This is a genomic window from Tabrizicola sp. T74, assembly GCF_057219935.1.
This window is the reverse complement of the sequence record NZ_JBXVVT010000006.1, coordinates 36,534-48,504: the sequence shown is the minus strand read 5'-3', so window position 1 is coordinate 48,504 and position 11,971 is coordinate 36,534. Positions and strand designations below refer to the sequence as shown.

Genomic DNA, 11,971 nt, shown 5'->3' with positions numbered 1-11,971 from the left:
AACCACTTGGGAAGCGCTGTTAAAGGCGCTTACCAGCGCAGGACGACCGATCCCCAGGCCAGGCCGCCGCCGATGGCCTCCATCACGATGAGGTCGCCCGGCTTGATCTGGCCGCGGGCCTTGCCGACGGATAAGGCCAGGGGAATCGAGGCGGCCGAGGTGTTGCCGTGGTCTTGGACGGTGACGACAACACGCTCCATCGGGACCTGCATGCGTTTGGCGGTGCCCTCGATGATCCGGATGTTGGCCTGGTGCGGGACGATCCAGTCGATGTCCTCGCCGGTCAGGCCCGCCTTGTCCAGCGCGGTGTGGGCGGTTTCTGCCAGCTTTTCAATGGCATGGCGGAAGACTTCCTTGCCTTCCATCACCAGGTGCCCGGTGGTGCCGGTCGAGGTGCCGCCGTCGACGTAAAGGATGTCCTTGTAGCGGCCGTCCGAGTTGAGGTCGGTCGCCAGGATCCCCCGGTCCTTGTTGGTGCCGGCTCCTTCGACCGCCTCCAGCAACACTGCCCCGGCGCCGTCGCCGAAAAGGACGCAGGTGGTGCGGTCCTTCCAGTTCATCAGGCGGCTGAACGTCTCGGCCCCGATGACCAGCACGCGGGTGGCTTGGCCCGAGACGACAAGGGCGTTGGCATTCGCCAGGGCATAGACGAATCCCGCGCAGACGGCCTGGACGTCGAAGGCAAAGCCCTTGGTGATGCCAAGCGCGGCCTGGACCATGGTAGCGACGGAGGGGAAAGTCAGGTCGGGGGTCGAGGTCGCCACGATGATCGCGTCGATCTGGTCTGCGGCGATCCCGGCATCGGCCAGCGCGGCCTGGGCGGCGCGGGTAGCCAGGTCGCTGGTCATCTGGCCGTCGGCGGCGAAATGGCGGCGTTCGATCCCCGAGCGGGACTTGATCCATTCGTCCGAGGTCTCAACAATGGCTTCGAACTCGGCGTTGGGGACGACACGTTCAGGCAGGTAATGCCCGACGCCCCTGACTGCGGCGCGTATCGTCATTCGGTCGGATTGCCTCCGGTCGCTGGCCCCGCTTGCTGACGGTCGGCCTCCACACGGGCGGCATCCTGCCCCGCGGCTTCGGCGGATGCAACCCGCGCTGCAAGGCGTTCCAGGAAACGCACTTGTGCCAACTGGTAGGCCAGCCCGATTGCGGCGGCGACGCCCGTGGCATCGGCCGAGCCATGCGACTTGACCACCGTCCCGTTCAGGCCCAGGAAAACCCCGCCATTCACCCGGCGCGGGTCGATGCGCATTTGCAGGCGCTTCAGCGCCCCGCGGCCCAGAAGCGCGCCAAGCTTGGCCATCAGCGTCGAGGTCAGGCTTTGCCGCAAGAGGTCGCCCACCAGCCGCGCGGTGCCCTCGATGGCCTTCAGCGCGACGTTGCCGGTGAAGCCGTCGGTCACGATCACGTCGACGCGGTCCGAAAGGATGTCCGTGCCCTCGACAAAGCCCACATAGTCGAAACTGCCCGCCTCGGCGCTGTGACCCAGAAGCCGGTGCGCCTCGTGCAGCTCGGCCCGGCCCTTGTGTTCCTCGGTGCCCACGTTCAAGAGGCCCACGCGCGGGCGGGTGATCGACAAGCCGTTCCTGGCATAGGACGCGCCCATGAAGGCGTATTGCAGAAGATCGCCCGGATCGGCCTTCACGTCGGCACCCATGTCCAGCATGACGTTCATCTTGCCGGGGGTAGGGGTCGGGAAGAGGCTTGCGATGGCAGGACGGTTCAGGCCGGGAAGCTTCCTCAGCCGCAGCATCGACACCGCCATCAGGGCGCCCGTGTTGCCGCAGGACACCGCCGCCGCCGCCTCGCCATCCTTGACCGCGTCGATGGTCCCGAACATCGACGTGCCTTGCCCGTGTCGCATGACCTGGGCGGGCTTGTCCTCCATCTTCACCACGCGGTCGGCGTGGCGAATGGTGATGCGCGGGGCGAGATCGGGATGCCGGGTCACAAGCGGCCGCAGCACAGCCTCATCGCCGTGCAGGATCGCATCCATCCGGGGATGGCGCGCCAGGGAATCGATCAGGCCGGCAACGACGGCTGCCGGCCCGCGATCGCCACCCATGGCGTCAACCGAAATGACAACGCGCTCACTGGCCGGGGCAGACGCAGACTCTGGTCCGAGTGCCATCGGGACGGGCGCGGCGCGGGCGCGGCTTACGCCGCGTCTTCGTCCAGGTCGACTTCCCGCGCCATCGAAACGACTTCGCGCGAATCGTAGTGGCCGCAAGCGCTGCACACATGGTGCGGACGCTTCAGCTCGCCACAGTTCGGGCATTCGTTCGGGTTGGCGGCAACCAGGGCGTCATGCGCACGGCGCATGTTGCGGCGGGACTTCGTGGTGCGGTTCTGCGGGACAGCCATGTCTCAACCTTTGGGCAGTGGGGACATGCCCCGGATTTCCTTTGCGATTCAGCACCCTGACCGTCCCTTCGGACAGTAGCCTACGGATGCTGCTTCACAGCTTGAATGAGGCGCGGAACATACTCGGATTCCCGTGCTGCGCAAGCCCCTTTTCGCGGGTGCGAAACCGGCTTGGGCGGGAGTTCACTCAGCCGCCTTCCGACCCCGGTTCATCCTTGGCCGCAAGCTTGGCGGCAAGCCCTTGCAGCCCGGCAAAAGGCTTCAGATCCGCATCCGAAAGGGGCGTCACGCCCTGTTCCGCATGCACAATCTGGCCCAGCTCTGCCCCCGGCGCACGGGGATAAAGCGGCAGCGCCAGGGCCAGCGCCTCGGCCGCAACCTCGGCAAGGTCGATCACTTCGGGCATCGGCTCCTGGCTGTCGTCTTCGGGCATCTCGACCTCGTCGCCCTCGGGCTCTGCCAGCCCGGCGATATAGCGGCGGCGCACGGGTTCGGTCACGCTGGCCGGGACTGGGGCCAGGGTGATGCTGCAGGCCTGATCGGCGCGGGCGACAAGATTGGCTTCCAGCACCAGCTCATCCCGACCCGCGGGCCGGATTTCACCGGTCAGGTCCAGCGCATAGAGGGCCAGAAGGCCCAGCTCTTCGGCCAATGCCGCCCGTTCGGCGGCATCGGGGTGGTAGGCAAAGCGCGTGGGCTTTCGCGGGCTGAGCGCGCTGGTGCGAAAGCGGGTCGGGCGCGGTTGCGCGGGGTCGGACATCATCTGGGCCTTTGCGGCTGGGGCCTGGCTCCGGTCTGGCGGCGCCAAGCGGGCGGCTTGACGGTCACAGGCGGCAGGGTGCGGCGTTCCATTCTTGAACTTTGGGCTGATAGTCTGTTATCCCGAAGCCCAAGGGTTTTGAAGAACCCGCGTCGACATTCGGCGTTTCAGCGGGCATGAGGGCAGGCATGGCAGATTTCCGGTTGGCACGGTCGGTCCTTGCGGCCTGCCAGCATGTGCGGCGGCAGGGGCTGGTCCTGGTGCTGGTCGGTACGGTCGCGGCCTGCTCGCCCGTCTTCCGCAACCATGGCTATGTTCCGGCCGAGGATGAGCTTGCCCTTGTCGAGGTCGGCACCGACACGCGGGAAACCGTCGCCCAAAAGATCGGCCGCCCCTCGACCTCGGGCCTGTTGAACGACGTCGGCTGGTTCTACGTGCAAAGCCGCTACAAGCTGGTCGGCCCGCGCGAGCCGCAGGAAATCGACCGTCAGGTGCTGGCGGTTACCTTCACCGAGGCCGGCGTGGTCGAGAATATCGCCCGCTATGGCCTGGAAGACGGCCGCGTGGTCGAAATCTCGCGGCGGGTGACAGAGCCCAATGTGCGGGGGCTGTCGTTCATCCAGCAGATCCTGGGCAGCTTTGGCCGCTTGCAGGCCGGGGAAATCCTGTCCGACTAGTCTTTCGGATCGAAGGTCAGCGCGACGCCGTTGATGCAGTAGCGCAGGCCTGTGGGCCGGGGGCCGTCGGGGAAGACGTGGCCCAGATGCGCGTCGCAGCGGTTGCAATGCACCTCGGTCCGGCGCATGAACCAGCTGTTGTCGGACTGCTCGCCCACCATCTCGGGGTCGAGCGGGGCGTAGAACGAGGGCCAGCCGGTGCCGCTGTCGAACTTGGTCGCCTGGTCGAACAGCGGCGCGTCGCAGCAGACGCAGCGGTAGGTGCCGGGGTCCTTCGGGAAGTTGTCATGGGTGAAGGCGCGTTCGGTCGCGTGCTTGCGGGTCACCTTGTAGGCGAGGTCGGAAAGCTGGGCCTGCCATTCGGCATCGGTCTTGACGATCTTGTCCATCGGGGTCTCCTTTGTGGGCCAATCTAGGCTGCCTGTGGGCGGGGGGAAAGGCGTGGAAACACTCCGTAAAGGCAAGTTGATGGCGCGGCTGGCCGAGGGCCGGGACATGGACCGGGTCATGGCCTTCCGCCGGGCGGCCTTTCCCCGGGTTTCGGGGGCGGAGGAGGACGACCAGGATGCGCTGTCGGCGCATGTGGTGGTCGAGGGCGAGGGGGAGGTGCTGGCCTATTTCCGGGTGATGCTGTTCGGCTGGGGCGCGGGGCTGACGCAGGGCTATGCGGCGCGGTTCTATGATGTGGGGCCCTTGTCGGGCTATGCCCGGCCGATTGCCGAAATGGGCCGGTTCTGCGTCCGGCCCGGGGGAGTGCATCCGGATGTGCTGCGGCTGGCCTGGGGGGCGATGACGAAGGTGGTGGACGAGGGGCAGGCGGGGTTGCTCGTTGGCTGCACCTCGTTCCGCGGCGCGGGGTGGGAGGCGCATCGGGCGGGCCTGGCTCTGCTGGCGGCGGAGTTCGTCGGGCCGGTGGAGCACTTGCCGGGGCGGAAGGCGGCGGAGGTGGTGGAGTTGGCTGCGGCCGGGCCGGTGGGGGAGCGGAGGGTGACGCTGGCCTCGCTGCCGCCGCTTCTGCGGACCTATCTGGCGATGGGGGGCTGGGTGTCGGACCACGCTGTGGTGGATCGGGAACTGGACACGCTCCACGTCTTCACCTGCGTCGAGGTGGACCGGGTTCCGAAGGCGCGGGCGGCCAGTCTGCGTGCGGTGGCGGGGTAGTTGTCCACGGTGGACAGATTTCCAATCTTAGGGGTTTCAATGGGTTGGGCGCGGACGTTAACTTTCCGTCAGGGATTGGTCACCCCCCGCCGTGGAGTGCCTTGACGGCGTCGCCGATGGCGTAGGCTTCGGCTTCGACGGCCTGGTGGTCGCGGACGTAGCGTCTGGCGAATTCCAGGAGGCCCCAGCGGCGGAACTGTTCGACGTGCTTCACCTCATGCGCCCAGAGGGCGACGTTGTTTTCCGCATCCCACGCATTGGCGAAGACGATGGTGTCGACCAGGGTGATCGCGGTGGCGTCGCCGTGCCGCATCACGAGGGACTGTAGCGTCGAATCCTCGGGGATGCCGGTGCGGTATTCGATGCTGTCGAGGAGGTCGGCCGGATACCAGTCGAGAAGCGCCTGGCGGATGTGCGGTGGCATGGGCTGGGTGCCCTCGGCCCAGGCGGCGTCACGGGAGAGGACGAGCGCGTTGGCGAGCGAAGCGGCGGCGATGTCGAGGCTGGTCTCGACGATGGCGCGGCCGGTTTTCTCCCACGGCTGGCTGGGGTTTTGGGCCAGTGCGGGGGTGGTGAGAGCGAGGGCGAAGAAGAGGCTGCGCATGGCGGAAGGGTGCCAAGAGTGCCGCTGTCCTGCAACCGGGAGGCAAGGGTGGTGCCGGAAAGGTGACCGGGGGCGGGGCGACTAGCAGATTGAGCGCGTTCCGCGCGAAGACTCTTTGTCTCGTGATCTTGCGTGAAGGACGCAAGATCACTCGGAACTGCCTCCGGCGGGGATACTTGAAGACATGAAATGGGGCTGCCTTCAGGGCGAGGGCAGCCCTTGGGGCTTTACGCCCGCCCGCGACGGCCGCCGCGACGGCCACCGGCGGATTGGGTGGCGGCGGCGGATGCGTCGGCGAAGCTCAGGCCGCCTTCGACGGCTTCCAGCACCTTGGCGAAGCGGATCCATTCGCCGCCGTTCGCGTCGTGGTTCATCAGGAAGTTGGCGGCGCGGATCGCCTCCATTTCCTGCTGGCGGACCGGGTTCATGATCGCCGAAGTCATGCCCGCGCCGATGGCCATCGGCAGGAAGGCACCGTTGATGCCGTGGCGATGCGGCAGGCCGAACGAGATGTTCGAGGCGCCGCAGGTGGTGTTGACGCCAAGCTCTTCCCGCAGGCGACGGACGAGGGTGAAGACCTGCTGGCCCGCGCTGGCCATCGCGCCAACCGGCATCACCAGCGGGTCGACGACGATGTCATGCGCGGGGATGCCGAAATCGGCGGCGCGTTCGACGATCTTCTTCGCGACGGCAAAGCGGACATCCGGGTCGGGCGAGATGCCGGTGTCGTCGTTCGAGATGGCGACGACGGGGACGTTGTATTTCTTGACGAGCGGCAGGACGAGTTCGAGGCGTTCCTCTTCCCCGGTGACCGAGTTCAGAAGCGGGCGGCCTTCGCAGGCCTGCAGGCCCGCCTCAAGCGCGCCGGGGACCGACGAGTCGATGCACAAGGGCACGTCGACGGTCTGCTGAATGATCTCGATCAGCGCCTTCATCAGCGGCGGTTCGACGAAGTTGTTGTCGGCATAGCGTGGGTCTTCGGCCATCTTGTTGGTGAAGACGGCGCCGGAGTTCACGTCGAGGACCGTTGCCCCGCAGGCGACCTGTTCGAGGGCGTCCTTGATGACGGTCTCGAAGTTGCCGGCTTCCAGTTCGGCAGCAAGCTTCTTGCGGCCCGTCGGGTTGATGCGTTCGCCGATCACGCAGAAGGGTTCATCGAAACCGATGATGACGGTTTTCGTTTTGGATTCAACGACGGTACGGGTCATTCTTGAAGCTTTCTATCAGGCGGTGGCGGAGGCGGGAACGCCCGAGGCGCCGCCGTGTTCGGTGACCCAGGTGGCATTGGTCTTGATGCCGCCCAAGGGGAAGAAGTGGACCTGCTCGATCCCGAAACCAGGATTCGCGGCTTTGTGGGCGGCGAGGGCCTCGAGGACTTCGGTGGGTTCATAGGGCAGGAGGAGTTTGGTGACGTCCATCGCGCGTTTCTGCAGCACGCGGAGGCTTGGCCCCACGCCGCAAGCGATGGCGAACTTGATGAGGGTTTGCAGCTTGGCGGGGCCCGCGATGCCGATGTGGACCGGCAGCTTGATGCCCTCGGCTTGCAGGCGGTTGACCCAGTCGATCACCGGCTGCGCCTCGAAGCAGAACTGGGTAGTCATCGCCATCTGCGCGTCGGTGCGTTCCGCGAAGGCCGATTTCCAGCGGGCGGCTTCCATCACCATGCGGTCGGAGCCATCGGGATCGATGTCGCGGTTCCCCTCCGGGTGGCCCGCGACGTGGAGTCGTTCGAAGCCGGTAAAGGCCCCGGATTCAAGGAGTTCCATCGAGGAGCTAAAGTCACCGACCTGCGCGGCGGGGTTGCCCGCAAGGATCAGGCCTTGCTTTACGCCCACGTCCTTGTAGCGCGCGACCCAGTCGAACAGCGTGGCCTTGTCCTTGATGATGCGCGCGGGGAAGTGCGGCATCACGTCAAAGCCTTCGTCGACGATCCGCTTGGCGGTGGCGGTCATCTCCTCGATCGGGCTTTCGATGTTGGCGATGTAGACGCGGGTGCCCGAGGGTAGGATGTCGCGGAAGCTTTCCACCTTTTCGGCGGTCCGGGGCATGACCTCGATGGAATAGCCCTTGAGAAAGGCCTCAAGCCCGCCGGTCGCGGGGGCGGCTTCTTCCTTGCGGCGGAAATTGAACAGGGCCATCACGGTCTCCTTAAAGGTGGAAGGCTTGGGCGGGGTCATCAGGGCGTCAGGCCTTGGCCCAGCCTTCGGCGTCGATCAGGGTCTTGATGCGGGCGGTGTCGAATTCGGCTTCGAGCTTCGCGGCATAGTCGGCGGCGATGGTGTCGGGTTCGCCCTCGAGGTCCGCGACGACGACCTTGCGCCATTCGGCGAGATAGGCGTCGGCATCCTTGGCGCCGATCTTCATGGCGCAGCGGTCTATGGCTTGCTCAAACCGTTCGGGAAGCTGGACCTTGGAGCCGCGCCGGCCCTTGCCGACGATGACCTGGGCCGGGATGTCGCGCCAGTAGACGATGGTAACCTCGGCCATGTTCAGTTGATTCCCTGCGCTTCGTGTTGCCCTGTTGATAGACGTCGGTCCCCGACAACCGGTGTCGGTTTTCGACATGGCGCGCAATGGATGCGACCCCGGCTGCACTGCCGGAGCGGAAGGTAACCAAGCGCAGGGCGAAGGGCCAGCCCGTGGCAGCCCAGAAATCTTCATGAAGGTGATGAAGCGGGCTGGAGCCTGCAGGCTTACCAGCGGACGTTCATGCCGACCTGCAGCTGGTTGAATTCGACCTGCGAGGTGGTGGTGTCGAGGTAGTTCGACAGGTCAAGCTTGCCGAGATCGACGTGATCGTAGGACACCGCAAGCGTCACGATTTCGCCGATCCGCTGTTCGACCCCGACGCCCAGGGTCCAGCCTTCAAGGCTGGCATCGGCGATGGTCACCGCGCCGCCCACGTTGGTGGCAAGGGCGTCCGCCCTGGCGTAACCACCGCTGGCGAACAGAAGCGTGTTGTCCATGGCATAGCCGGCGCGGCCGCGCAGCGTCACCAGGTGGCTGATCTCGGTCTGGCAGTTGACGCAGGTGAAGTAAAAGCCGCTGGTCGGGGTGGCGGCAAGATCGCCGGTGTAAAGTGAAAGTGCCGCACCGAAGGCCAGGTTGCCGCGCTGCCAGTCATGGCCCAGCGAATAGGCGGAGACGCCGCCGTTCCAGGGGCCCGGGATCAGTTCGTGGTCGTCGAGGCTTTCGACCCGCCAGCTGTTGTCGCCCTGCGGCGTGGCGACGGCCGCCCCGAAATAGAATCCGGTCCAGTCGCGCGGGGTTTCCGTCCCCTCGGCCAGGGCGGGTGCGGCAAGCGCAAGGGTAAGCAGGCTGGCTGCCAGCAGGTCCGGTCGGTATGTCATCGCTGCCTCAATTCTTTTTCCGGCATTGTGCGGGCTGCGACTGCCTGCCGTCAACGCTTGCCGACAGTCTGGGTTAACGTCGCAGGCGGGTCGAACACGGATGCAACAGGGGGGTGACCGTGCCGTCCGCGGCCGTGCTTGTCAGGGCGGCAAAAGGCGACTACCTTGGGTCCAACCACAGATGGAGGGCGGTCATGACGCCCGAGCGTCCCCGTAGGGCGGACGCGACTGACGCGCAGGTCGAGACGCCAATGGCAGTTTCCCGCGCCGAGGAGCCGTCAGCCCTATCCGACCCGGGGTCGGCACCGTTGTATGCGGCGCTTGACCTTGGGACCAACAGTTGCCGGATGCTGATTGCCCAGCCGCTGGGCAGTCAGTTCACGATCATCGACAGCTTCTCGAAATCGGTGCAGCTGGGTGTGGGGCTGGAGGCCTCGGGCCGGTTGTCGCGGTCCTCGATGGGGCGGACGATCCAGGCCCTGCGGATCTGCGAGAAGAAGATCGAAAAGCACGGCGTGCGCCGGATGCGGCTGGTGGCGACCGAGGCCTGCCGCCGGGCGCGGAACGCCAAGGACTTCATCCGCCAGGTGCGGCGCGAGACCGGGTTGGGGCTGGAAATCATCGCGCCCGAGGAAGAGGCGCGGCTGGCGGTCATTTCCTGCGCGCCGCTGGTCAACCCTTCGACCGAGCAGCTTCTGGTGGTGGATATCGGTGGTGGGTCGACCGAGCTCGTCTGGATCGACCTTTCAGCGGTGGAGCCGGTGGATCGGCCGCGGGCGATCATGCGGCTGCACATGGGGTTCAACGCGCAAGGTGAGGGCGCGGTGGCCCGGGTGGTGGACTGGATCAGCGTGCCCCTGGGGGTGGCGACGCTGAAGGACCAGTTCGGCGATGTCGACGATGACGCGGCGCGGTTCGCGCTGATGAGCTGGTTCTTCGAGGAGAACCTCGCCAACTTCAGCCCCTACAATGCCAACAACCCGCGCGAGGGGTTCCAGATCATCGGGACCTCCGGGACAGTGACGACCGTGGCGGCAAGCTTTCTGAACCTGAAGCGCTATGACCGGACCAAGGTCGACGGGCTGCAGATGACCTCTGACCAGATCGACCTGGTGATCCGGGAATACCTGTCGCTTGGGCCGGAAGGGCGGCGGAACGACCCGCGGATCGGGCGCGACCGGCATGCGCTGATCATGTCCGGCGCGGCGATCCTGCAGGCGCTGATGCGAATCTGGCCGACAGACCGCTTGTCGGTGGCCGACCGGGGCCTTAGGGAGGGGCTTCTTTACGCGCAGATGAGCGCGGATGGCGTGCTGGCGGACGGGCCCTATACATGAGCGAGAAGCAAACTTCGGGGCGTGGCCAGCGCGAGCTGCGGGTGCGGGTGAAGACGGCGAAGGGGCGGAAGCTGTCCTCGACCCTGTGGCTGGAGCGGCAGCTGAACGACCCTTACGTCCAGCGGGCCAAGCGCGAAGGCTATCGCGGGCGGGCGGCCTACAAGATCATCGAACTCGACGACAAGTACGGCTTCCTGAAGCCCGGGGCGCGAGTAGTGGACCTGGGCTGTGCGCCCGGCGGCTGGTGCCAGGTGGCGGTGGACCGGGTGAATGCCCTTGGCCAGAACCCGAAGAAGCCGCAGGGCACGGTGCTGGGCGTCGACCTGCAGGAGGTGGAGCCGATTGCGGGGGCCGAGATCCACCAGCTGGATTTCCTGGCCGATGATGCGGATGAAAAGGTGAAGGGCTGGCTGGGCGGGCGGGCCGATGTGGTGATGTCGGACATGGCGGCGGCGGCGTCGGGTCACAAGGCCACGGATCACTTGCGCATCGTGGCGCTGGTCGAGGCGGCACTGGCCTTTGCCTTCGATGTGCTGGACGACGGCGGAACCTTCGTTGCCAAGGTGCTGGCGGGCGGGGCCGAGAACGAGATGCAGGCGATGCTGAAGCGGAACTTCCGCAAGGTCGCGAACGTGAAGCCTCCTGCCAGCCGGGCGGACAGTTCCGAGAAGTTCGTCGTGGCGATGGGCTATCGCGGGCGCGAGCTTGCGGGACCGGCGGAAGAATAGCGGCTCCTCGTTCGCCTTCGGCTTCTCGTCGCGGGGGCCCAGCGAGGAGTGGTCGAAGACCATCGACGAGCGGGTTCGGTCAAATGCAAATGAAAAAGGCGCCCGAAGGCGCCCGTTTTCCAGACTTGACCGGGGTCAGCCGCCCCAGCTGCGGACCGGGCCGCAATCCATGTGGACGAAGTTCGACCGCGAGTACTTGCCGACGCCACCCGCCGAACAGGCCGCCGCCGCCTTGGCCATCTGCCCGACGGACCGCGACGACAACCGCAGGTCGGCCGCCTGGCCCTTCATGTGCAGCGAATTCTTGGCCACGCCGCGCGACTTGGACCGCAGCATCGCGTTGGTCTTCGGGCAGCGGTAGCCCGAGAGCAGCATGTAGGGTTCCGAGACATCCATCAGCCGGTGCGCGGCTGCCATGATGTCGATCGTGCGCATGTCCATCTTGGTGGTGTCGTTCGACCGCCAATCGCGCATGAAGTAGTTGATTTCCTTGACGACTTCCGGGATGTACTCGCCTTCGATCCAGTAGATCGTGTCGATCGCCTCACCGGTGCGGCCCGAATACATCCGTATGCGGCGGATATCGCCTGCACCCTTGAGGACACCGAAGGCATTGCTGAGGGTGGGGGCTGCGATCACTGCTGTCGCTGCGAAGACACCAAGAAGACCGCGCCGAGAGACGCCCAAAAGTCGATTGTCCGTCATTCTAACGTCTGTCCCCGTGCTGTCTTCGACTGCGTGTCGCAGTTCTGCTGCCACTTCTTCCCCAAGTGCCCCGACCTTATGGCACAAGTCGAATCGAAGCTGAAGCGCCGATTGTCCGCGATGGGGGCAACACAACCTGAATCGGCAAATTTCTGCTTAACCGCCGCGAAATCCGCCGACTGTGCCCCTTCTGCATCGCTTGCCGCACCGTCTGTTGCCGGAGGCGACACAATTTTGCGGCCAAAGCGCGGGTCTTCGGCTTTGTGAATGGACAAGGTTCAC

16 protein-coding genes are annotated in these 11,971 nt (G+C 65.9%); 4 read left to right on the top strand and 12 right to left on the bottom strand.

Going from position 1 to position 11,971, the window contains the following annotated elements:
• Positions 1-29: 29 nt before the first annotated feature.
• The 4 genes from AC2EAL_RS17350 to AC2EAL_RS17335 all read right to left on the bottom strand — a co-directional run bounded on the left by AC2EAL_RS17350 (position 30) and on the right by AC2EAL_RS17335 (position 3,127).
• Positions 30-1,001 carry a beta-ketoacyl-ACP synthase III gene (locus tag AC2EAL_RS17350; RefSeq protein ID WP_484725492.1) on the bottom strand — a complete coding sequence of 324 codons (972 nt, stop codon included), beginning with the start codon at positions 999-1,001 and terminating at the stop codon, positions 30-32.
• A complete protein-coding gene (gene plsX / locus AC2EAL_RS17345; protein WP_484725491.1) occupies positions 998-2,134 on the bottom strand; it encodes a phosphate acyltransferase PlsX in 1,137 nt (378 codons plus the stop codon). Before plsX ends, AC2EAL_RS17350 begins: the two co-directional genes overlap by 4 nt.
• 26 nt (positions 2,135-2,160) lie before the next feature.
• Entirely contained in the window at positions 2,161-2,367 is a 207-nt protein-coding gene (gene rpmF / locus AC2EAL_RS17340) for a 50S ribosomal protein L32 (protein ID WP_128516887.1), read from the bottom strand.
• A gap of 187 nt (positions 2,368-2,554) precedes the next feature.
• A complete protein-coding gene (locus AC2EAL_RS17335) occupies positions 2,555-3,127 on the bottom strand; it encodes a YceD family protein (protein ID WP_484725490.1) in 573 nt (190 codons plus the stop codon).
• 188 nt (positions 3,128-3,315) lie between these two features.
• Here AC2EAL_RS17335 and AC2EAL_RS17330 point away from each other — a divergent pair, with 188 nt between their 5' ends.
• Positions 3,316-3,804, top strand: a complete 489-nt coding sequence (locus AC2EAL_RS17330; protein ID WP_484725489.1) for an outer membrane protein assembly factor BamE — start codon at positions 3,316-3,318, stop codon at positions 3,802-3,804.
• Here AC2EAL_RS17330 and msrB read toward each other — a convergent pair.
• On the bottom strand, positions 3,801-4,193 hold the full coding sequence (gene msrB / locus AC2EAL_RS17325) for a peptide-methionine (R)-S-oxide reductase MsrB (RefSeq protein ID WP_484725488.1): 393 nt from the start codon (positions 4,191-4,193) through the stop codon (positions 3,801-3,803). The two genes, AC2EAL_RS17330 and msrB, sit on opposite strands and share 4 nt — an antisense overlap.
• A 52-nt stretch (positions 4,194-4,245) precedes the next feature.
• Between msrB and AC2EAL_RS17320 the strand changes: the two genes are divergently transcribed.
• Entirely contained in the window at positions 4,246-4,965 is a 720-nt protein-coding gene (locus tag AC2EAL_RS17320; RefSeq protein WP_484725487.1) for a GNAT family N-acyltransferase, read from the top strand.
• Between the two features lie 79 nt (positions 4,966-5,044).
• Here AC2EAL_RS17320 and AC2EAL_RS17315 read toward each other — a convergent pair whose 3' ends face one another.
• The 5 genes from AC2EAL_RS17315 to AC2EAL_RS17295 form a co-directional block, all read right to left on the bottom strand.
• On the bottom strand, positions 5,045-5,569 hold the full coding sequence (locus AC2EAL_RS17315) for an eCIS core domain-containing protein (RefSeq protein WP_484725486.1): 525 nt from the start codon (positions 5,567-5,569) through the stop codon (positions 5,045-5,047).
• 227 nt (positions 5,570-5,796) lie between these two features.
• Positions 5,797-6,777, bottom strand: a complete 981-nt coding sequence (locus AC2EAL_RS17310) for a methyltetrahydrofolate cobalamin methyltransferase (RefSeq protein ID WP_484725485.1) — start codon at positions 6,775-6,777, stop codon at positions 5,797-5,799.
• A 15-nt stretch (positions 6,778-6,792) separates the two neighbouring features.
• Positions 6,793-7,707 carry a methylenetetrahydrofolate reductase gene (locus AC2EAL_RS17305; protein ID WP_484725484.1) on the bottom strand — a complete coding sequence of 305 codons (915 nt, stop codon included), beginning with the start codon at positions 7,705-7,707 and terminating at the stop codon, positions 6,793-6,795.
• Positions 7,708-7,753: 46 nt separating this feature from the next.
• Positions 7,754-8,056 (bottom strand): virulence factor, encoded by a 303-nt coding sequence (locus AC2EAL_RS17300; protein WP_137112167.1) that lies wholly within the window; start codon positions 8,054-8,056, stop codon positions 7,754-7,756.
• 206 nt (positions 8,057-8,262) lie between these two features.
• A complete protein-coding gene (locus AC2EAL_RS17295; protein ID WP_484725483.1) occupies positions 8,263-8,919 on the bottom strand; it encodes an outer membrane protein in 657 nt (218 codons plus the stop codon).
• A gap of 194 nt (positions 8,920-9,113) precedes the next feature.
• On the opposite strand from AC2EAL_RS17295, the gene AC2EAL_RS17290 reads away from it, so the two are divergent.
• Both AC2EAL_RS17290 and AC2EAL_RS17285 read left to right on the top strand, forming a co-directional pair.
• Positions 9,114-10,256 (top strand): Ppx/GppA phosphatase family protein, encoded by a 1,143-nt coding sequence (locus AC2EAL_RS17290; protein WP_484725482.1) that lies wholly within the window; start codon positions 9,114-9,116, stop codon positions 10,254-10,256.
• Positions 10,253-10,984 carry an RlmE family RNA methyltransferase gene (locus AC2EAL_RS17285; protein WP_484725481.1) on the top strand — a complete coding sequence of 244 codons (732 nt, stop codon included), beginning with the start codon at positions 10,253-10,255 and terminating at the stop codon, positions 10,982-10,984. The genes AC2EAL_RS17290 and AC2EAL_RS17285 overlap by 4 nt, the downstream gene beginning before the upstream one ends.
• Positions 10,985-11,119: 135 nt before the next feature.
• Here the strand turns inward: AC2EAL_RS17285 and mepK are convergent, their stop codons facing one another.
• A complete protein-coding gene (mepK, locus tag AC2EAL_RS17280; RefSeq protein ID WP_484725480.1) occupies positions 11,120-11,689 on the bottom strand; it encodes a peptidoglycan L,D-endopeptidase MepK in 570 nt (189 codons plus the stop codon).
• On the bottom strand, positions 11,686-11,964 hold the full coding sequence (locus AC2EAL_RS17275; protein WP_484725479.1) for a hypothetical protein: 279 nt from the start codon (positions 11,962-11,964) through the stop codon (positions 11,686-11,688). Before AC2EAL_RS17275 ends, mepK begins: the two co-directional genes overlap by 4 nt.
• Positions 11,965-11,971 lie beyond the last annotated feature (7 nt).

What these genes read in the sequence shown, in the direction of transcription:
- AC2EAL_RS17350 (WP_484725492.1), bottom strand. Translation starts at nt 1,001, where the DNA reads ATGACGATACGCGCCGCAGTCAGGGGCGTCGGGCATTACCTGCCTGAA.
- plsX (WP_484725491.1), bottom strand. Translation starts at nt 2,134, where the DNA reads ATGGCACTCGGACCAGAGTCTGCGTCTGCCCCGGCCAGTGAGCGCGTT.
- rpmF (WP_128516887.1), bottom strand. Translation starts at nt 2,367, where the DNA reads ATGGCTGTCCCGCAGAACCGCACCACGAAGTCCCGCCGCAACATGCGC.
- AC2EAL_RS17335 (WP_484725490.1), bottom strand. Translation starts at nt 3,127, where the DNA reads ATGTCCGACCCCGCGCAACCGCGCCCGACCCGCTTTCGCACCAGCGCG.
- AC2EAL_RS17330 (WP_484725489.1), top strand. Translation starts at nt 3,316, where the DNA reads ATGGCAGATTTCCGGTTGGCACGGTCGGTCCTTGCGGCCTGCCAGCAT.
- msrB (WP_484725488.1), bottom strand. Translation starts at nt 4,193, where the DNA reads ATGGACAAGATCGTCAAGACCGATGCCGAATGGCAGGCCCAGCTTTCC.
- AC2EAL_RS17315 (WP_484725486.1), bottom strand. Translation starts at nt 5,569, where the DNA reads ATGCGCAGCCTCTTCTTCGCCCTCGCTCTCACCACCCCCGCACTGGCC.
- AC2EAL_RS17310 (WP_484725485.1), bottom strand. Translation starts at nt 6,777, where the DNA reads ATGACCCGTACCGTCGTTGAATCCAAAACGAAAACCGTCATCATCGGT.
- AC2EAL_RS17305 (WP_484725484.1), bottom strand. Translation starts at nt 7,707, where the DNA reads ATGGCCCTGTTCAATTTCCGCCGCAAGGAAGAAGCCGCCCCCGCGACC.
- AC2EAL_RS17300 (WP_137112167.1), bottom strand. Translation starts at nt 8,056, where the DNA reads ATGGCCGAGGTTACCATCGTCTACTGGCGCGACATCCCGGCCCAGGTC.
- AC2EAL_RS17295 (WP_484725483.1), bottom strand. Translation starts at nt 8,919, where the DNA reads ATGACATACCGACCGGACCTGCTGGCAGCCAGCCTGCTTACCCTTGCG.
- AC2EAL_RS17290 (WP_484725482.1), top strand. Translation starts at nt 9,114, where the DNA reads ATGACGCCCGAGCGTCCCCGTAGGGCGGACGCGACTGACGCGCAGGTC.
- AC2EAL_RS17285 (WP_484725481.1), top strand. Translation starts at nt 10,253, where the DNA reads ATGAGCGAGAAGCAAACTTCGGGGCGTGGCCAGCGCGAGCTGCGGGTG.
- mepK (WP_484725480.1), bottom strand. Translation starts at nt 11,689, where the DNA reads ATGACGGACAATCGACTTTTGGGCGTCTCTCGGCGCGGTCTTCTTGGT.